This is a genomic window from Mesorhizobium sp. M0778, assembly GCF_040320105.1.
Classification (GTDB): Bacteria; Pseudomonadota; Alphaproteobacteria; order Rhizobiales; family Rhizobiaceae; genus Mesorhizobium.
The window spans coordinates 87,332-104,444 of record NZ_JAMYPA010000019.1 but is presented as its reverse complement, the minus strand read 5'-3'; the positions used below and the strand labels follow the sequence as shown (position 1 = coordinate 104,444).

General features: G+C 62.1%; 15 protein-coding genes. 6 read left to right on the top strand and 9 right to left on the bottom strand.

Going from position 1 to position 17,113, the window contains the following annotated elements:
• Nucleotides 1-3: 3 nt before the first annotated feature.
• The 7 genes from NKI22_RS23755 to NKI22_RS23725 form a co-directional block, all read right to left on the bottom strand.
• Nucleotides 4-228, bottom strand: coding sequence for an aa3-type cytochrome c oxidase subunit IV (locus NKI22_RS23755; RefSeq protein WP_023718042.1), 225 nt, complete (start codon nucleotides 226-228; stop codon nucleotides 4-6).
• A gap of 244 nt (nucleotides 229-472) precedes the next feature.
• Nucleotides 473-622, bottom strand: coding sequence for a DUF3096 domain-containing protein (locus NKI22_RS23750; protein ID WP_023718043.1), 150 nt, complete (start codon nucleotides 620-622; stop codon nucleotides 473-475).
• 109 nt (nucleotides 623-731) lie between these two features.
• The gene (locus tag NKI22_RS23745; protein WP_352817193.1) at nucleotides 732-1,511 is read right to left on the bottom strand and encodes an N-acyl amino acid synthase FeeM domain-containing protein; all 780 of its coding nucleotides are present in this window, start codon (nucleotides 1,509-1,511) and stop codon (nucleotides 732-734) included.
• A 152-nt stretch (nucleotides 1,512-1,663) separates the two neighbouring features.
• Entirely contained in the window at nucleotides 1,664-3,976 is a 2,313-nt protein-coding gene (locus tag NKI22_RS23740) for a putative bifunctional diguanylate cyclase/phosphodiesterase (protein WP_352817190.1), read from the bottom strand.
• 152 nt (nucleotides 3,977-4,128) lie between these two features.
• Nucleotides 4,129-7,608 carry an indolepyruvate ferredoxin oxidoreductase family protein gene (locus NKI22_RS23735; RefSeq protein ID WP_352817187.1) on the bottom strand — a complete coding sequence of 1,160 codons (3,480 nt, stop codon included), beginning with the start codon at nucleotides 7,606-7,608 and terminating at the stop codon, nucleotides 4,129-4,131.
• Nucleotides 7,609-7,831: 223 nt separating this feature from the next.
• On the bottom strand, nucleotides 7,832-8,377 hold the full coding sequence (locus NKI22_RS23730; protein ID WP_023718048.1) for a hypothetical protein: 546 nt from the start codon (nucleotides 8,375-8,377) through the stop codon (nucleotides 7,832-7,834).
• The gene (locus tag NKI22_RS23725) at nucleotides 8,370-8,993 is read right to left on the bottom strand and encodes a CGNR zinc finger domain-containing protein (protein WP_023718049.1); all 624 of its coding nucleotides are present in this window, start codon (nucleotides 8,991-8,993) and stop codon (nucleotides 8,370-8,372) included. The genes NKI22_RS23730 and NKI22_RS23725 overlap by 8 nt, the downstream gene beginning before the upstream one ends.
• A 160-nt stretch (nucleotides 8,994-9,153) precedes the next feature.
• Between NKI22_RS23725 and NKI22_RS23720 the strand changes: the two genes are divergently transcribed.
• From NKI22_RS23720 to NKI22_RS23700, 5 genes are all read left to right on the top strand, one after another.
• Nucleotides 9,154-10,059: a branched-chain amino acid ABC transporter permease gene (locus NKI22_RS23720; RefSeq protein WP_023718050.1), complete on the top strand. Its 906-nt coding sequence runs from the start codon at nucleotides 9,154-9,156 to the stop codon at nucleotides 10,057-10,059.
• 204 nt (nucleotides 10,060-10,263) lie between these two features.
• Nucleotides 10,264-10,848, top strand: a complete 585-nt coding sequence (locus NKI22_RS23715; protein ID WP_023718051.1) for a TRAP transporter small permease subunit — start codon at nucleotides 10,264-10,266, stop codon at nucleotides 10,846-10,848.
• Nucleotides 10,848-12,620 carry a TRAP transporter large permease gene (locus NKI22_RS23710; protein ID WP_031193698.1) on the top strand — a complete coding sequence of 591 codons (1,773 nt, stop codon included), beginning with the start codon at nucleotides 10,848-10,850 and terminating at the stop codon, nucleotides 12,618-12,620. Before NKI22_RS23715 ends, NKI22_RS23710 begins: the two co-directional genes overlap by 1 nt.
• Before the next feature lie 16 nt (nucleotides 12,621-12,636).
• Nucleotides 12,637-13,662: a zinc-dependent alcohol dehydrogenase family protein gene (locus NKI22_RS23705; RefSeq protein ID WP_023718053.1), complete on the top strand. Its 1,026-nt coding sequence runs from the start codon at nucleotides 12,637-12,639 to the stop codon at nucleotides 13,660-13,662.
• A gap of 275 nt (nucleotides 13,663-13,937) precedes the next feature.
• Nucleotides 13,938-14,312 (top strand): VOC family protein, encoded by a 375-nt coding sequence (locus NKI22_RS23700; protein WP_352484380.1) that lies wholly within the window; start codon nucleotides 13,938-13,940, stop codon nucleotides 14,310-14,312.
• A 150-nt stretch (nucleotides 14,313-14,462) separates the two neighbouring features.
• Here NKI22_RS23700 and NKI22_RS23695 read toward each other — a convergent pair whose 3' ends face one another.
• Entirely contained in the window at nucleotides 14,463-15,572 is a 1,110-nt protein-coding gene (locus tag NKI22_RS23695) for a TRAP transporter substrate-binding protein (protein WP_023718055.1), read from the bottom strand.
• Nucleotides 15,573-15,857: 285 nt separating this feature from the next.
• Here NKI22_RS23695 and NKI22_RS23690 point away from each other — a divergent pair, with 285 nt between their 5' ends.
• The gene (locus NKI22_RS23690; protein ID WP_352484379.1) at nucleotides 15,858-16,631 is read left to right on the top strand and encodes a gamma-glutamyl-gamma-aminobutyrate hydrolase family protein; all 774 of its coding nucleotides are present in this window, start codon (nucleotides 15,858-15,860) and stop codon (nucleotides 16,629-16,631) included.
• Between the two features lie 6 nt (nucleotides 16,632-16,637).
• Here NKI22_RS23690 and NKI22_RS23685 read toward each other — a convergent pair whose 3' ends face one another.
• Nucleotides 16,638-17,033 carry a hypothetical protein gene (locus NKI22_RS23685; protein ID WP_352958935.1) on the bottom strand — a complete coding sequence of 132 codons (396 nt, stop codon included), beginning with the start codon at nucleotides 17,031-17,033 and terminating at the stop codon, nucleotides 16,638-16,640.
• Nucleotides 17,034-17,113 lie beyond the last annotated feature (80 nt).

The following is a 17,113-nucleotide window of genomic DNA, read 5'->3' as shown; positions in this document are numbered from 1 at the left end:
GAGTTATCGGAGAATAAAGGCGCCGACGGCCAGGATCAGAACGAACAGGATGGTCCCCGAGAAGAAGCCGCCCACAAAGAAGCCGAACGCCATGGCCAGAAGCACTGCGGCGCAAAACAGCGACCCGTATTTGGCCAGCATCAGGAAGCCGGCATAGGTGCGGTCGTGCTCGGCATAATCCATCTTCGCGCCCAGTTCGACAGGACCGGTCGGCGTGTGTTCAGCCATAGGAATACCCCTTCGAAGACATCTTTCAGGCACATAGCGAAAAGCCGCGTTAAGGGCAATGGCGCTATTGCCGCATCGCCGCAGCGCCGCAGCCAACAGTCTCAAGCGAAACTTGAAATCGCTGCGTCAATGATGTGCCGCAACGTGCGCAGCGGCTATGACTGACCCAACCCCTGAAACGAGGCGGGTCGGAGCGCGGCGATACCAATCACAATGGATGGCAGGTCCGCTATTGCCGATGTCGTTAGCTGGCGAGATGCGGGAACAGCCCGAGCAGGCCGACAACGATCAGATAAAGGGCGACGATATAATTGAGCAGCCGCGGCATCACCAGGATCAGCACGCCTGCAATCAGCGAGATAAGCGGGGTAAGGGCGAGTGTCGAAATGGTCATATCGGTTCCTTGGATCGGATCGCTATCGAAGCGATGCTTGGCGGATGCCAGCCTACCACCAGCACCTTGCCCAGAACGCCGAAGCTACCGGAAGGCTCCATGGGCTCGTTCAGGCGGCTTCGCGAAAATACTTGGCGGTAGGCAGGATGGTCAGCGGAGCGAGTTCGCCGGCACCGGGCGCATTGAATAACATACGCTGCTCCATTGGCGTCGAACGGAAGAATGGAAAGCGCGACAGCGACCGTTCGCGAATAGCGCCAACATCAGCACGGTAGAGCACGACCTTGTTATAGACGCCAGGATAGGCACGGGGCTCACTGATCTTCTCGGCGTAGTAGATCCGCTTGTAGAAGCCGGCGTGATCCTCACGGATGGTCGAAAGGCAATAGGGCGCGTTGAAGTGAAAACATGCCATGCCGGCGAGCCGCAGCGTGAGATAAGGTATCTGCGGATAGACGCGCGACCATTCCGGGTCGGAGGCGAACCGACTGGGGCAGATGAAGCTCATGCCCTCCCCCAGCATCGGCCTGACGATGTCACCGAAAGCCTTGGTGGAAGGCGATCTTGGCGTCGACAGCGTGACGTGATGAATACGCAGCGTGCTGACGAGTTCCTGGTCGATGTAGACACCGAACCGGAAGACGTTAGGCACCTCGTCGAGTTCGTCGTGAATGGTGTGGTTCTCGTTGTCGGGAACCATATCGTTGGAACGGTACGACTTGTAGCGTAGGCGATAGATGTCCTCGAGATCCTCGCCCTTGTCGCAACGGCGGTATTCCGTCCGCTCTAGCATCGCCGAAACATTCCTGGCGAAACTGGACATGGTTTCGGACGAATTTTCCCCGCCCGCGCTCGCCGCATGGCCGAGCGAAGTCAACTGGGCACACATGAACTCTATCCCCGCGAATTACCGCCACCAGCCGACACTAAGGCAGGGTCCTGAGATGTAAAGATGAAAATAAGCAGGAGGTTGTTTACCGCTCGTTAAGGTTAACAATCGACCAAATTGTACTAAATTTGCGCGGTTTTTCGACATAAAAATCAACGCCGCGTCGCCTTCCTCGCTGTTTTGATGTCCTTGGCAAAGGGCCAGACCGTGCTCGACATCGTCTCGATGCCGGACGCGCTGAGCGCCGACCCGAACAGAAAGCCCTGGACCAGGTCGGGCTTGACCTGCAATGCCAGGATCTTGAGCTGTTCGAAGGTTTCGACGCCTTCGACGGTGACAGAAAGTCCCAGCGGCCGTGACAGGTTGACGATGCCCTTGAGCAATTCGAGCGACCGGCTGTTCTGGGTGACGTCGATCAGGAACGAGCGATCGATCTTGATCTTGTCGAGCGGCAGTTTATGGAGATAGCTCAGGCTCGAATAGCCGGTACCGAAATCGTCGAGTGCAATACGCACGCCGAGCCGCTTCAATTCCTCGATATATTGGCGTGTCAGCGACTTGTCGTCGAGCAGCGCCGTCTCGGTGACCTCGATCTCGAGGCGGCCGGCCGGCAGACCGGAACCGGCAAGTGCCTCGCGAACCTTCTGGATAACGTCACGGTTACGAAAATCCTTAGCCGAGAGATTGACCGACACGCTGGTCTGGGCCGGCCATTTGGCGCATTCCGTGCAGGCCGCATGCAGGACGAAGGTGCTGATGTCGGAAATGATCCCCATTTCCTCCGCCAGCGGAATGAAGATGCTGGGCGAGATCGGTCCCAGATCTGGATGATCCCAGCGGCACAGCGCCTCGCAACTGGCGATACGCATCGTGCTCATCGCCACGATCGGCTGATAGACAACCCGCAATTCGTTGTTTTCCACTGCGCTGCGCAGGTCCGCCTTCATCAGCTGACGGCTGCGGAAGGCAGCGTCCATGGAGGCCTCGAACAGCCGCCAACCATTCTTGCCAAGCTCCTTGGCCTTGTAGAGTGCAAGGTCGGCTTTGACGATCATGGCGTCGACATCGGTGTCCTTGACCCGCGACAGCACCGCGCCGCCGCTGGCCTGGATGCGCAACCCGTGGCCGGCGACATCGACCTCGCCCTGCAGGTCGACGAAGATCTCGTCGACCTGGCCGGTCAGGTGGCTTTCATCCTCGATGCGCTCGAAGAAGATCATGAACTCGTCGCCGCCGAAGCGGCTGACGGTGATGCCTGGCCCGGCGACTGCCGCCAGCCGCTCGGCAACGGCGTAGATCAAACCGTCGCCGACCGGATGGCCGAGCGTATCGTTGACGCTCTTGAAATCGTCGAGGTCGAGAACGACCAGCCCGCAGAGACGGTCTGGATCGCCCGAGGCCATCGCCTCCACCACCAGCTCATGGAAATAGGCGCGGTTGGGCAGACCAGTGAGATTGTCGTAACGCGCCATGAAGCGGATCTTGTCTTCCGCCTCGACGCGGGCGGTCACGTCCTCGAAAGTGACGACGCCCAGTTCCTGGCTGCCCTCGCGCGCCGAAAATTCATAGTGCTGGCCGTTAGCGAGCGAGACCAAAACCTTTCGGTCACGACCCTCGCGCAACGCGCGCGTCAGTTGGGCTTCGATGTAGCGGCAATCCTTCGGCGCCAGCATGCCGCCGGCAACGCCGCGCATCAGCAGACCGTGGATCGAGCGGCCAAGCAGCGCGTCGGGCGATTTGAGGGACATCAGGTGCGCGGCTTCGGCATTGGCCACCGCTACACGGCCGTCGGGACCGAGCATGACAAGACCATGCGACATGGTGTTGAGCGCACGGTTGAAACGCTGAGCGATGCGGTTCGCCTTTTTTTCCTCCGAGACGGCGGCAAAAAGCACATCGCGGACCGTGTCGGCGAATTTGCGAATCGCAAACAGGAATGGCGCGGACAGGAGGCCGAGAAGGATGTGGTAGATATCGCCACGTAAAAGGAACCCCAACGAGATCGGCCATGTCAAGGCAAGCGTGAGAATAGTGACCATGCGCGGAGAGCCGTAGTTGCGCCCGGCAATGGAGGTCGCCGTGGCCAGCGTCAGGCAGACGGAGGCGATCTCGGCGAAATTATCGCGCGCAAAATAGATGCCAAGCAGGCAGAAGGCGCCAAGCGTGAGCCCGTGTAAGGAGCCGTAGAGGATATAGTCGTTCTCGCGCTTGTGCGCCTCTTCCCAGGTCGTCGGCGGGGGCAAGCTGTTGTATTTCCGGAAGTTTCTCATGCGGAAGATGCCGACGAGAACCATCACGATCGCGACAAGCAGATAAAGCGGGTCGCCGTTCTTCCACCAGACTAGGGCAATCAGGAAGCTTTGCGCGACAATGCCGATCGAAAGCGTCACGCCGTCGCGAAACAGGGTTTCCACGAACGGAATGTAAACGTCGACCGGAATCTCGTTTTTTCGTCTCAGATTCACGCCTGGATCCCAACCCTGGGGAACCCAGCAGTGTCACATTCGCCTTAAGAAAGGTTTAGAGAGGCGGTTCGAGCCCTGCCGGCGTCCATCGTTGACGCTGCGGAAACAGGGAAACTACAGTTCAGGTAAACAACGGGTATCGCAGCGCTGAATCATTCGGCGGCTTGAAGCTGCGGCCGGAGCGGCGCCGTCGAAAGGCGGTCGAGCAGACGCTGGCGTTCGCCGGCGGCTTTTTCGGCACTGGCCCGCTTGACGTGGCCATAGCCGCGGATGAGCGCCGGCACCGCGACAAGCGCGGCAGCGGCCTCGATCTTGCCCGGTGCCAGCGCGCCGGCGACAAGCTCCAGGTCGGCCTCATAGATGGCAAGAAGCTGCCGCTCCATACGCCTCTCGGCGCTGTAGCCGAACAGGTCGAAAGCGGTGCCGCGCAGGCCCTTCATCGCCGCCAGCAGGCGGAACCCGTTCATCATCCACGGACCAAAGCTCGATTTCTTCGGCTTGCCGTCACTGCCGCGCCTGCCCATGATCGGCGGTGCGAGATGGAATTCGAGCCTGTCGTAACTCTGGAACTGCTTTGCGAGATCTGCGGCAAAGGAGCCGTCGGTATAGAGCCGCGCCACCTCGTATTCGTCCTTGATCGCCATCAGCTTGAACAGGTTCTTTGCGGCAGCTTCGGTCACCACGGTCGAACCGGGCACGAGCTTGGTTTCGGCCTTACGCAGCGCTGCCAGTCTGTCGGCATAGCGCTTACCATAGGCGGCGTTCTGATAGGCGGTCAGGAAGGCGACGCGGCGGGCAATGATGTCGTCCAGCGTCTCGGCAATCGCGGCAGGCTGCGTGGCCTTGCCCGGCTGGGTGAGAAGGCCGCGCACGAAATCCGGCTGGTGGGCGGCGCGGCGACCCCAGCGAAATGCCGCGATATTCATCGCCACCGCCTCGCCGTTGAGCTCGATTGCCTTCTCGACCGCCTCGTCCGACAGCGGCAAGCCGCCGTGCTGGAAGGCGAAGCCGAGCATAAACATGTTGGCGCCGAGCGAACTGCCGAACAGCGCGGTGGCGGTGTGGGTCGCGTCGAAGAAATGCGCCTTGTCGTCGCCCGCGGCAGTTCTTATCGCTTTCTTCAGCCGCTCGATAGGCAGCGAGAAATCGGCCGAACGGGCGAACTCGCCCGGCATGATCTCGGCGGTGTTGGCGAGGAAGATGGTATGGCCTTCGCGCACCGCGGCCAGCACCTTCTTTGCACCCGAAACGACGAGATCGCAGCCAAGCACGAGATCGGCCTTGCCGGCCGATACGCGAATGGCGTGGATGTCGTCCGGCGTGCGGGCAATACGGACATGGGTGAACACGGAGCCGCCCTTCTGGGCGAGGCCGGCCATGTCGATCATGCCGCAGCCCTTGCCTTCGAGGTGGGCTGCCATGCCGAGCACCGCGCCTATGGTGACGACGCCGGTGCCGCCGACACCGTCTATGATCGCCGCCCAGCCTTGTTCACCGAGTGTAAATTGCGCCGGCGCCGGCACCCCAGCGAGCGGGTCGGCCGTGCCGGCTATGCCTTCGGCTTTCCTGATTTTGGCGCCGTGGACGGTGACGAAGGACGGGCAGAAACCATTGACGCAAGAGAAGTCCTTGTTGCAGCTCGACTGGTCGATCTTGCGCTTGCGGCCGAATTCGGTCTCGACCGGCTGGATCGAGACGCAATTCGACTGCACGCCGCAATCGCCGCAACCTTCGCAGACCAGCTCGTTGATGAAGATGCGCTTGTCGGGATCGGGGAAGGTGCCGCGTTTGCGGCGGCGGCGCTTCTCGGCGGCGCAGGTCTGGTCGTAGAGCAGCACCGAGACGCCCTTGACCGAACGCAACTCGCGCTGGACGAGATCGAGGTCGTCGCGGTGGTGGATGGTGGCGCCGGCGGGAAATTCCACCTTGCCGGTATATTTGTCCGGCTCGTCGGTGACGATGGCGATGCGCTCGACGCCCTCGGCGCGCACCTGCCTGGCGATCATGTCCACCGTCAGGCCGCCCTCGTGCGGCTGCCCGCCGGTCATCGCGACGGCGTCATTGTAGAGGATTTTGTAGGTGATGTTGGCGTCGGTCGACAGCGCGAAGCGGATCGCCAGCACACCCGAGTGGTTGTAGGTCCCATCGCCCAGATTCTGGAAGATGTGCTCGCGCTTCGAGAACGGCGCCTGGCCGACCCACTGCGCGCCCTCGCCGCCCATGGCAGTGAAGCCGACGGTGTTGCGGTCCATCCACAGCGCCATGAAATGACACCCGATTCCGGCGGCGGCGAGCGAGCCGTCCGGCACCTTGGTCGAGGAATTGTGTGGGCAGCCGGAGCAGAAGAAGGGCGTGCGCGAGGCGATGTCTGACGTGTCGGCCAGCATCGCCTGGAACTGGCGCAATTTCGCCACCCGCGCGGCAATTTCTTCCGACGGGCCGATCGTTAGCAAGATCCTCTCGCCGAGTGCGATGGCAATGTCGTTGGGGTCGAGCGCGCCCTTGGCCGGGAACAGCCAGTCGCCGCGTTCGTTTTTCTTGCCGACGATGACCGGCTGCGTGGCGGTGCCGTAAAGGTTCTCGCGCAGTTGCACCTCGATCAGCGAGCGTTTCTCCTCGACGACAACGATGGTGTCTAGGCCGCGAGCAAAGTCGGCGATGTGCTGCAGGTCGAGCGGCCACGGGCAGCCGACCTTGAACAGCCTGATACCGATACGATTGGCGGCCACTTCGTCGATGCCTATGTCTTCGAGCGCCTGCCGAACGTCGAGATAACTCTTGCCGATGGTGACGATGCCAAGCTTCGCGCTGCTGCCGCCTGAATAGACGATCCGGTTCAGCCCGTTGGCGTGGATGAAGGCCGAAGCAGCGGCGCGCTTGTATTCATGCAACCGCTCCTCCTGGCCGAGCATGTCGATCTCGTTACGGATGTTGAGGCCGCCGGGCGGCATGTCGAAGTCCGGGATGACGATATCTAGCCGGTCGAGCGCGGCATCGACCGAGGCCGTCGATTCGATGTTGTCCTTGACGCATTTGATCGCCGCCCAGGTGCCGGCATAACGCGACATGGCAAAGCCGTAGAGGCCGTAGTCGATGATCTCCTGGACACCGGCCGGATTGAGGATCGGCACCATGGTGTCGACAAACAGGAACTCGGTGGCATGCGCGTTGGTCGAGGATTCGGCCATGTGGTCGTCACCCATCAGGGCCAGCACGCCGCCATGTTTCGACGAGCCGGCGAGATTGGCGTGACGGAACACGTCGCCGGAGCGGTCGACGCCCGGACCCTTGCCGTACCAGACCGAAAAAACGCCGTCACGAGTGCCCTCGCCCAGCAATTCGGCCTGCTGCGAGCCCCAGCAGGCGGTGGCGGCGAGCTCCTCGTTGAGACCGGGCTGGAAGACGATGTCCGACTGCGCGAGCTGGTCCCGGGCCTTCCACAGCTGCATGTCGAGGCCGCCGAGCGGCGAGCCGCGATAACCGGAGACGAAACCGGCGGTGTTCAGGCCAGCCCGGCGGTCGCGCTCGCGTTGCATCAGAAGCATGCGGATGACTGCTTGGGCACCCGACAGGAAGATGCGCTCCTTTGCCAGGTCGAACTTGTCGTCGAGCGCGACATTGTGCAGCGTCATCAGGCATTTCCTGTGCGGAAGCCGCACCTGGAGGGTGCGCGGCCAACGTCGGAGTCAAGTACCTATAGTCTTTCTTCCCTTGCCGGGGAGGTCAAACAAAATCGAAGCGCCAGGCGGTCCGCAACAAATCATCAACGCCGCGCCCGCCGGCGTAAGAAACCGCGCGTCGGCTGTTTTCGACAGCAATAAAATTCCGCGCCATCCGATGCCGTCGAAAAATGCGTCAGAGACCTTTCGAACAGTCGGGCTTAGGTTCGTTCGGCAACTTGCCGTCCGGGTGGCCGGCAAGGTCCGGATTGGGCGTATAAAGCTGATCGATGACCAGCGGCCGGTCGGGCAGGACGGACTGGTCCTCCGTCGACATCAGAGTGGTGTCGATCTTCTGGAGGATCGTGCCGTCAGCGTCCTTGATGCTGATCGCGATCGCGTAAGGCTTGTCCTTGACGACGCATTGAAGCGCCGGACTCTCCAGCGTCACCTTGTCGAGCTTCGGCCAGATTTTCTGCTCGACTGCCAGCGGCTCGCCGCCGGCCGGGTTTTGGAAGCTGGCGACCGCGACCTGCCCCTCCCCCATCGGCCGCAACGGCCGCAGCGTAACGAGGTAGGTCGCCCTGGCGAGGCGATAGTTGAACACGAATATCTTGCCTGAAATCTCGAACAATTTGCCATCGCCGTTGTCGTCCGTGCCCGTCTCGCGACAGGCGCCGAGCGCTGCAGCCACAATCAGCGCAACCCCGACAACGATCGAGCGCGAAAACAGCCTAGCCATTCTGGACCTCGCCATTGTGGACCTCGTTCGCCGCCGTCCGGCGGCGATAGTGACGGTTTGCCTTCTGGCGGTTGCCGCATACCGCCATGTCGCACCAAAGGCGGCTGGAATTGCGGCTTCGGTCGACAAACAGCCAGCTGCAGTTGGGACAAATCCTCAGCCTGGCGATGGTGTCGCCGCGCAGCAGCGACAGCGCCGAGACCGCCAATGCCGCCTCAAAGGCGATCGGCGTCGCCGGGTCGCCGAACGGTTTTCCAAGCGTCCCGATTTCGGTGCGGCCATGGGCGAGGCCGTCGGCGCAGGCTTCCAGGAATTCAGGCATGTCGGCGGTGGCGATCGCACCTTTCGACACCGCGCGGCGAAACAGCCGATCGGTGGTTTCGCGGATCGACAGTACCACCGGCGCGATCTTGTCCGGCGACGGGGCCTCCAGCCGCCTGCCGCCGAGCTCGGCGGCGCGAAAGCCGCTGGCGGCTTCGGCAAAGCGGGCAATCTCGGCGGGATCGTCGAAACGGTCGAAGGTCTTCTCCGGATGGTGCCGCAGCACAACGGTGTTCGCCGTGTCGAGCGCAAGCATGCCGCCGGTGAAGCGGTGCGGAGTCCAGGATACCGTCATGCGATGAAATCTAACCGATAAATCGCATTTGACAAGTTAGATTCCGAGTGCAACGCTCTTCACGGCTGCGAGCGCCGCGGCTTGTAGCACTTTGATTTTGTGCATGATCCCAGCGAAAGTCGATTTCCGATTATTCGGAGCCATGCACCGAGGATTTTGCATGCTCTATTTCTTCCAGCAGGTTCTGAACGGGCTGCATTCGGGCGCGCTCTACGCACTGCTTGCCTTCGGCTATGTGCTGACTAACGGCATCCTGCACCGCACCAATCTTGCCTATGGCGCGCTGTTCGCCTTTTGCGGGCAAACGATGATCCTCACCGCGGCATTCGGCTATCAGGCACTGTGGCTGACGCTGCTTGCATCGGTCGCGCTCGGCATAGTTGCGGCGTTTCTCTACGCGGCGCTGATCAGCCACGTTCTGTCACGAAGCATCTTCGAACCCTTGGCCGACCGCTCGCCCAATGCGATCGTGGTGACAACGCTCGGTATATTGCTGGTCTTGTCGGAAGCCAGCCGCATCGCCGCCAACACCCACGATCTGTGGTTGCCACCGATGCTGGCCCAGACCATCGTCTTCGCGCAGAGTGCCAGCTTCAAGGCGACGTTGACGCTGATCCAGTTGCTCGATTGCGCTGCCGTGCTGGCGGCCATTGCGCTGGCTGCGTGGGGCTTCACACATTCGAGCTTCGGCCGCAGTTGGCGCGCCGTTTCCGACGATCCCAAGGCTGCTGCGATGTGCGGTGTCGATGTCCGCGCGGTGTTTCGGCGTGCGGTGCTTTTCGGCGGCCTTTGCGCTGCGCTGGCCGGCGTGCTCGCCGGCTTCTACTACGGCAACATCAGCTTCGGCACCGGCCTGGTCTACGGGTTGAAGATCCTGTTCGTGACGGCAGTAGGCGGCTATCTTTCGCCGCTGCGGGCGGCACTGGGCGCCGCCGCTTTCGGCATGGCCGAATCGCTATGGGCCGGCTATTTCCCGCTCGAATGGCGCGATGCCTGGATGTACCTGTTCCTCGTCGCCATGCTTGTGCTGATCGGCGCCGGCCGCGACCAACAGAAGATCGCCTGAGCCGCACCCGACTTTGGTTGGTGAAAGAGCCGCATGTCCTTGGACATGCAAAGGACGCGGCAGCTTTTTTGCCGGTCGTCACCTCACAACTGTGTTTATGCGGGCAGGCCCGTGTTGACCCGCCGAACCACGCACTGCATACCGTTGGTCCACAGCGGCGCAACGGACAGGGAACCGCCGCGCTCTGACACAAGGGAGGAATGCATGGCAGGGCTTCTCGCTCTTTCCAGAACCATTGACCGTTTGAACGAATTCATCGGCAAATGGGTATCGTGGCTGATCCTGCTCGCAATTCTGGTAAGCGCCGCTAACGCCGTCATCCGCAAGCTGTTCGACATGTCCTCGAACGCCTGGCTGGAATTGCAGTGGTATCTGTTCGGCGCCGCCTTCATGCTGGCCGCCGCCTACACGCTGAAGCAGAACGACCATATCCGCATCGACATCGTCTACGGAATGTTCTCGCGCCGCGTGCAGCACTGGATCGACCTTTTCGGTCACGTCTTCTTCCTGATGCCGTTCGTGACATTGATGGTGGTCTATTTCGTTCCCTATGTGTCGCTGTCGTATCGCAGCGGCGAGATGTCGAACAATTCCGGCGGGCTGATCATCTGGCCGGCGAAGGCGATCCTGCTGGTCGGCTTTTTCCTGCTTGCGCTGCAGGGCATTTCCGAAATCATCAAGAAAATCGCCATCATGCGCGGTCATATGGACGATCCCACTCCATTCATATCGGTGCATGAACAGGCCGAGCTAGAAGCCAAGGCGCTCGTCGAAGAGGTGCGCTCGTGATCGAGTTCATCGCCCAGAACATGGCGCCGATCATGTTCGCCTCGCTGATCTTCTTCCTGCTGATCGGCTACCCCGTCGCCTTCTCGCTTGCCGCCAACGGCCTGATGTTCTTCTTCATCGGCGTGCTGCTGTCGCCCTATTCGGGCGGCTCGATCAACCTCGCCTGGCCGTTGCTGCACGCGTTGCCGGACAATTTCTACGGCAGCCGGGTGATGTCGAACGACACGCTGCTGGCGATCCCGTTCTTCACCTTCATGGGCATCGTGCTCGAACGATCCGGCATGGCCGAAGACCTGCTCGACACGATCGGCCAGTTGTTCGGACCGGTTCGTGGTGGCCTGGCCTATGCCGTGATTTTCGTCGGCGCGCTGCTGGCCGCGACGACCGGCGTGGTGGCGGCTTCCGTCATTGCCATGGGGCTGATTTCGCTGCCGATCATGCTGCGCTACGGCTACGACCGGCGGCTGGCATCCGGCGTCATCGCAGCATCGGGCACGCTCGCCCAGATCATCCCGCCGTCACTGGTGCTGATCGTGCTGGCCGACCAGCTCGGCCGCTCGGTCGGCGATATGTACAAGGGGGCGCTGATCCCCGGGCTCATTTTGACCGGCATCTACATGCTCTACATCCTGCTCATGTCGATCGTCCGGCCGAAGTCGATGCCGGCACTGCCGCTGGAGGCCCGCACGCTCGGTCACGGTGTGCTGTCGCTGCTGGCGGCGCTGCTGGCGGCGGTGGTGGTTTCCTATGCCGCGTATCGCTACCTCGCGCCAAACCATGGCGGCAATGCCGATATCCTCGGCGCCACCATCGGCGTGATCTTCATCTATGTCGTGGCGATCATCGACCAGCGCCTGAAGATCAACCTGATGTCGAGGTTGGCACAGCAGGTGATCATCGTGCTGATCCCGCCGCTGGCGCTGATCTTCCTGGTGCTGGGTACCATTTTCCTCGGCATCGCCACGCCGACGGAGGGCGGCGCCATGGGCGCCGTCGGCGCGCTGGCGATGGCGGCGATGAAGGGGCGGCTGTCGCTCGACGTGGTCAAGCAGGCGCTGGCCTCAACGACGCGGCTGTCGTCCTTCGTGCTGTTCATCCTGATCGGCGCGCGGGTGTTCTCGCTGACCTTCTACGGCGTCAATGGCCACATCTGGGTCGAGCACCTGTTGACGTCGCTGCCGGGCGGTGAAGTCGGTTTCCTGATTGGCGTCAACATCCTCGTCTTCGTGCTCGCCTTCTTCCTCGATTTCTTCGAGCTCGCCTTCATCATCGTGCCGCTTTTGGCGCCGGCGGCCGACAAGCTCGGCATCGACCTGATCTGGTTCGGCGTGCTGCTCGGGGTTAACATGCAGACCAGCTTCATGCATCCACCGTTCGGCTTCGCGCTGTTTTATCTGCGCTCGGTCGCCGCACGCGTGCCCTATCTCGACCGGCTCACCGGCAAACAGATCGCGCCCGTCACCACCGGGCAGATCTATTGGGGCGCAGTGCCGTTCGTCTGTATCCAGGTGATCATGATCGGCCTGACCATCGCCTTCCCGCAGATGGTGATGCACTACAAAGGCGCCGTCGTCGATCCAGCGACGATCGACATCAAGGTGCCGGAGATGCCCAGCCTGTCGCCGCTCGGCACGCCGCCGGCCGGTGGCAGCACGGCACCCGCTGCGCCCGGCGCGCAGGACCTGTCGCAGCCGCCAAGCTTCGACGAAAAGCCGCCCGCGAAACCGGCGGCACCGGCAACCGATCTGTCGCAACCACCGAGTTTCAATTGACGAAGGCCCGGCAGCCATGAAGGCGGTGCGACTGGAGCGAGTGGGCGGCCTCGCCGTGTGCGAGGTCGAGAAACCGACTGCCGGACCGGACGAGCTGCTGGTGCGGATCGAGGCGTGCGGCGTCTGCGGCACCGACCGGCATCTTTTCCATGGCGAATTCCCGTGCACGCCGCCGGTGACTCTCGGCCATGAATTCTCCGGCATCGTCGAGGCGATCGGACCTGCCGTATCCGGCTTTGCCGTCGGCGACCGCGTCACCGGCGATCCCAACATCGCCTGCGGCCGGTGCGCGCATTGCCAGGCCGGCCGGGTCAACCTCTGCGGCAATCTGCGTGCCATCGGCATCCATCGCGATGGCGGCTTTGCCGAATATCTTGCCCTGCCGCAGAAACAGGCTTTCGTCCTGCCAGGCGATCTGACGCCGACGCATGGTGCGTTCTGCGAGCCGCTCGGCTGCTGCCTGCATGGCGTGGACCTTGCCGCGATCAGACCAGGTTCGTCGGTTGCCGTGCTCGGCGGCGGCGTGATCGGCCTGCTCACCGTTCAACTGGCAAAGCTCGCCGGTGCGACGACCATCATCCTGTCGACGCGCCAGGCCTCGCGGCGCGCCCTTGCCGAGGAACTTGGCGCAACGGCGACGGTCGATCCCAGCGCTTCCGACATCACCGACGCGATCGTCGGCCGGTCGGGTTTGATGCCGGGCGGCGTCGACGTGGTGTTCGAATGCGCCGGCGTGAAAGACACCGTCGAGCAGGCGATGCGGCTGGCCAAGGCGGGCGGCACAATTGTCGTCGTCGGCGTCATGCCGCAAGGCATGAAAGCGGCGTTCGAACCGTTCGACCTGCTGTTCCGCGAGTTGAAGGTCCTGGGCTCCTTCCTCAATCCCTTTACCCATCGCCGGGCCGCCGATCTCATCGCCTCGGGTGCGATCGAGGTAGACCGGCTGATATCCCGACAAGTCGACCTCGACGAGGCGGTGGCGATCATTGCCAACCCGTCGGCACCAGGTGAGGTCAAGGTCCTGGTAGTGCCTCAGGGCTGATCGATCGGGCCAGTTGCCACCGGCGGGGCGACCGGTTACAGAAACTACGCCGAAAAAGACATTGCCGGTTCGGTAGTCCGGCTCTTCCCGTCCTGAGCACGATGCTCGGGGAAGCCTGTTCGCCACATTACTTGTGGGAGAACCCGCGGCCGGCAAGCGAGGCGAAACTCGCGAGCCGGTCGGGTCACGTCCGGATTTTCGGATGTAGCGGTCCCGCCGGTTTGCGCTCTTCGGTCGAAGCCTGTCCGCATTCAACCCGTGGCAGGAGACGCATCATGAAACTGAACCACATAAATCTCGTCACCACCGAAGTTGCCGGCCTTGCCCGCTTCTTCACCAGCCATTTCGGCTTTGAATTTGTCGCCGTGCGCGGCAAGGACGCCTTCGCGGTTCTGCGTGGCATCGATGGCTTCATCCTCAATCTGATGAAGCCGGGGAAAGGCGAGCCCGCCAGCTATCCGGACGGCTTTCACGTTGGCTTCTTCGTCGGCAAGCCGGAGTTTGTGCATGCAAAGCGAGCCGGGCTTGCCGATGCCGGCCTGCAACCGGGCGAGGTCCAGCAGCTAATGCGCGGCCGCATCCAGTCGACGACGTTCTATTGCCATGCGCCGGGTGGAGTACTGGTCGAAGTCAGTGCGTCCGAAGGCTGACAGGGAAGGACCGCGGGGCGTGGCTCGCGGTCCTTTGACGAGATCCATCAAACGCCTGGAGCGGAATGCATTCAAACCAAACGGGACATCCGCTTTGTTTTAGCCCTTTTCTGCGACGCCGAGTGGAGCCACTCGGCGTCGCAGAATATTCTAGAGCTTGCCGTTGCGCTGCTGGACCATCATGAAGGTGTCGTAATTGTACTCGGCCACCTGCGCCCAGAGATAATGCTCCTTGCGGAACGCCTTGATCGAGTCCCAGATCTTCTTGAACGGCGCGTTCGAGGCTTCCATCTCGGCATAGACTTCGTTGGCCTTTTCGAAACAGGCGGCCATGATCTCCTGGCTGAACGGGCTCAACTTGGCGCCGCCGGCAACCAGCCGCTTCACCGCCGCCGGGTTGAGGTAGTCGTATTTCTGCAGCATGTTGGCGTCGGCCGCTTGGGCGGCAGTGTGCACCAGCGACTTGTAAGCCGGCGAAAGTTCGTCGTATTTCGCCTTGTTGAACATCAGATGGACGGTCGGTCCACCTTCCCACCAGCCGGGATAGTAGTAATAGGGCGCAACCTTGTAGAAGCCGAGCTTCTCGTCGTCGTAGGGGCCAACCCATTCGGCGGCGTCGATCGTGCCTTTTTCCAGCGCCGGATAAATGTCGCCACCGGCGATCTGCTGCGGAACTACGCCGAGCCTTTGCACCACTTTGCCGGCAAAACCACCGATACGCATCTTGAGGCCGGAAAGGTCGGCGACCGTTTTGATCTCCTTGCGGAACCAGCCGCCCATCTGCACGCCGGTATTGCCGCCCGGCAGCCCGAACAGACCCTGCGTCGCCAGGAACTCGTTGAACAGATCGATGCCGCCGCCATGATAGTGCCAGGCGTTTATGCCGCGCGCGTTGAGCGAAAACGGAACCGCCGCCCCCAGCGCCCAAGTCGGGTCCTTGCCCCAGTAATAGTATGCCACCGTATGGCAGGCCTCGACGGTGCCGGCAGTGGTGGCGTCGGCGGCCTGCAGGCCGGGAACGAGTTCGCCGGCGGCGAAGACCTGGACCTGGAAGTTGCCGTCGGTCGCCTCCGACAGCATCTTGGAAAACACTTCGGCGCCACCATAGATCGTATCGAGCGACTTCGGGAAGGACGACGCCAGCCGCCAGGTCACTTTCGGGTTGGACTGGGCGATGGCCGGCGCAGCAAGTGTCGCGGCAGCGGCCGCGGCGCCGAAACCGGTGGTGCCGGCCTTGCGGATGAACGAACGACGATCCATGAAGTTCCTCCCTTTTGGATCAACTGACCGACATTCGGGACGCTTCGGGGCCCGGATCGGCTTCGAGCCCGACAATACACAGGCAAGGAGTCGAGTCCAGCGTGGCAGCCCGGTTTGAGTGGCGCATTTCGGGGAAATTCACGGCGTTGGGGCAGATCTTGCAACTATAGTCTAAGGTCGATTAACTGGCCTACGCGACACGCCGAAACTTGCCATGGAAATGCGCCTTCGGATCGCCTATTTTGCAGGCAGATAATTCGTTGCACCCGATGGGATCCGGACCAAATGCACCAGCCGCTCGTCGCCATATCGACCGACGTCCGCCAGTTCGACAATTACATCTGGCATGCCGCGCCACAGCAATATCTTGAAGCGGCGCTTTCGGGTGCAGGCGTGTTCCCGCTGCTGGTACCGTCCTTCGGCGACCGGCTCGACTTCGATGAACTGCTTTCCGCCGTCGACGGCGTCATGGTCACCGGTTCGAAGTCCAACGTTCATCCCTCGCTCTATGGCGGTGACGCCAGCGAAGCCAATGGTCCTTACGACTCCGCCCGCGACGCGACGACGTTGCCACTGATCCGCCGGGCGGTGGAGCGCGGGGTACCGCTGCTTGCCATCTGCCGCGGAATCCAGGAGATGAATGTGGCACTGGGCGGCACGCTGGCGACCGAAATCCAGGAACGCGTCGGTTCGCTCGACCATCGTGCGCCGGCAAGCGACAATCAGGACGAACGCTTCGCCATCCGCCAGAGCGTGTCGATAAAACCCGGCAGCTGCCTGGCCGGGGTCTTCGGCGCCGGCGACATCCTGGTCAATTCGGTGCATCGCCAGGCCATCGATCGGCTTGGCCCGAAGCTGCAGGTCGAAGCGGTCGCCGCCGACGGCACTGTCGAGGCGGTTTCGGTCAAGGACGCCCGCGCCTTCGCTGTTGGCGTGCAGTGGCATCCAGAGTACTGGGTCGAATCTGACAACATCTCGGCAAAGATTTTCCGCGCCTTCGGCGACGCTGTACGTCTGCATCAGGCGGCGAAATCGGGCGCGCGCGCAGCGGCAGAATAGCGCTCGTCAGTTGCCGGCCGACGCCAGCGATAGCAGCGGCAGCGCCGGCGCGTAGGATTCGTAACCGTCGCCATCGGCGACTGAGAACATGACGATTGGATCGGTGCCGTTGGCGCTGAATGTGACCGTGCCGTCATTCTGCTCTCGCCAGAACCTCGCCTGCTCGACACCGGGCAACACCCGGCGGCAATTCGCGGCGACCGTCAACAGCGACAAGCCTTGCGAAATCTCGGCGCCACGGCTGACCGCACAAGACGCCTCGTCACCATGGGCTACCAGCCGGTAGTTGCCGGATGAAGGTGGTGACTCACTGGCTGCACGGCTTTCACCGCTACCGGCATAAAACAGCTGGACGCTGCCGAACAGCACAGCAACCGCCATCAATGCAGGAAGCGTTTTCATCCTGTTTCTCCGCGCATTTCAAGCGCGCCGCGTTCGAAGAGATCAGGAGGCGCGCTTCATCTTGCTGTCATGTGCTGTCA

What these genes read in the sequence shown, in the direction of transcription:
- NKI22_RS23705 (WP_023718053.1), top strand. Translation starts at nt 12,637, where the DNA reads ATGAAGGCGGTGCGACTGGAGCGAGTGGGCGGCCTCGCCGTGTGCGAG.
- NKI22_RS23750 (WP_023718043.1), bottom strand. Translation starts at nt 622, where the DNA reads ATGACCATTTCGACACTCGCCCTTACCCCGCTTATCTCGCTGATTGCA.
- NKI22_RS23745 (WP_352817193.1), bottom strand. Translation starts at nt 1,511, where the DNA reads ATGTGTGCCCAGTTGACTTCGCTCGGCCATGCGGCGAGCGCGGGCGGG.
- NKI22_RS23720 (WP_023718050.1), top strand. Translation starts at nt 9,154, where the DNA reads ATGCTCTATTTCTTCCAGCAGGTTCTGAACGGGCTGCATTCGGGCGCG.
- NKI22_RS23725 (WP_023718049.1), bottom strand. Translation starts at nt 8,993, where the DNA reads ATGACGGTATCCTGGACTCCGCACCGCTTCACCGGCGGCATGCTTGCG.
- NKI22_RS23755 (WP_023718042.1), bottom strand. Translation starts at nt 228, where the DNA reads ATGGCTGAACACACGCCGACCGGTCCTGTCGAACTGGGCGCGAAGATG.
- NKI22_RS23695 (WP_023718055.1), bottom strand. Translation starts at nt 15,572, where the DNA reads ATGGATCGTCGTTCGTTCATCCGCAAGGCCGGCACCACCGGTTTCGGC.
- NKI22_RS23700 (WP_352484380.1), top strand. Translation starts at nt 13,938, where the DNA reads ATGAAACTGAACCACATAAATCTCGTCACCACCGAAGTTGCCGGCCTT.
- NKI22_RS23685 (WP_352958935.1), bottom strand. Translation starts at nt 17,033, where the DNA reads ATGAAAACGCTTCCTGCATTGATGGCGGTTGCTGTGCTGTTCGGCAGC.
- NKI22_RS23730 (WP_023718048.1), bottom strand. Translation starts at nt 8,377, where the DNA reads ATGGCTAGGCTGTTTTCGCGCTCGATCGTTGTCGGGGTTGCGCTGATT.
- NKI22_RS23715 (WP_023718051.1), top strand. Translation starts at nt 10,264, where the DNA reads ATGGCAGGGCTTCTCGCTCTTTCCAGAACCATTGACCGTTTGAACGAA.
- NKI22_RS23735 (WP_352817187.1), bottom strand. Translation starts at nt 7,608, where the DNA reads ATGACGCTGCACAATGTCGCGCTCGACGACAAGTTCGACCTGGCAAAG.
- NKI22_RS23690 (WP_352484379.1), top strand. Translation starts at nt 15,858, where the DNA reads ATGCACCAGCCGCTCGTCGCCATATCGACCGACGTCCGCCAGTTCGAC.